Below are 966 nucleotides of genomic sequence, written 5' to 3' on the forward strand. Positions count from 1 at the left end.
TTCCTTCGATGATCGCCGCGGCTTTTGACGGGCCGAACACGCGCAGACCCGCTTTTTCAAATTCATCCACCAGACCTTCAATTAAAGGAACCTCAGGGCCGACAATGGTCAGGCCGACCTGGTTTTCTTTTGCAAATGAGACAAGCCCTGCGTGGTCGCTTTCCTCAATGTTTACAAGCTGTGCGGAAGCTGCCATGCCGTCATTTCCGGGAGCGGCAAATACATTCTCGACGAGGCTGCTTTGCGCTGCCTTCCACGCCAGCGTATGTTCTCTTCCGCCTTTACCGATAATTAATACATTCACGTCGTTTTCATCCCCTTAATGTTTGAAGTGTCTGATGCCGGTGAATACCATGGCAATGCCATATTCATCCGCTTTTTTGATGGAATCCTCGTCACGCACAGATCCCCCCGGCTGAATGATAGCCGTAACGCCCGCTTTTGCTGCTTCTTCAACAGTATCCGGCATTGGGAAAAATGCATCAGATCCGAGCGCACTGCCTTTCGCTTTTTCCCCTGCTTGCTCGATTGCGATTTTTGCCGATCCGACGCGGTTCATTTGGCCTGCTCCCACGCCGACTGTCATGTTGTCCTTTGCGAGAACGATCGCATTTGATTTCACATGCTTCACGACTTTCCAAGCAAGCTTCAAGTCTTCCCACTCTTGCTCGTTCGGCTCTCTTTTTGTCGGAATGCTAATCTCAGCATCATCGAAGCCGTGCATATCTAAATCTTGAATCAGCAGCCCGCCTTGAACAGATGTCAGCTGTTTTTCCTTTTGAACAGCGGCGGATACGTCAAGCGTCAGCAGACGGAGATTTTTCTTCGCAGTCAGGACGTCGAGCGCTTCTTGGCTGAATGAAGGCGCAATGATGATTTCTAAGAAAATGTTGTGAAGCGCTTCGGCAGTTGCCTTGTCCACTTCACGGTTCAGCGCGATAATGCCGCCGAAGATAGATGTTTTAT

The 966-nt window shown here is 50.2% G+C and carries 2 pseudogenes; both read right to left on the reverse strand.

Annotated features, from left to right (window positions below):
• Positions 1–304 (reverse strand): annotated as a pseudogene (locus ACWHAR_RS23900) (phosphoribosylamine--glycine ligase); the annotation flags it as partial.
• A gap of 15 nt (positions 305–319) precedes the next feature.
• Positions 320–966 (reverse strand): annotated as a pseudogene (gene purH, locus ACWHAR_RS23905) (bifunctional phosphoribosylaminoimidazolecarboxamide formyltransferase/IMP cyclohydrolase); the annotation flags it as partial.

The organism is Bacillus sp. LR--39, assembly GCF_053613335.1.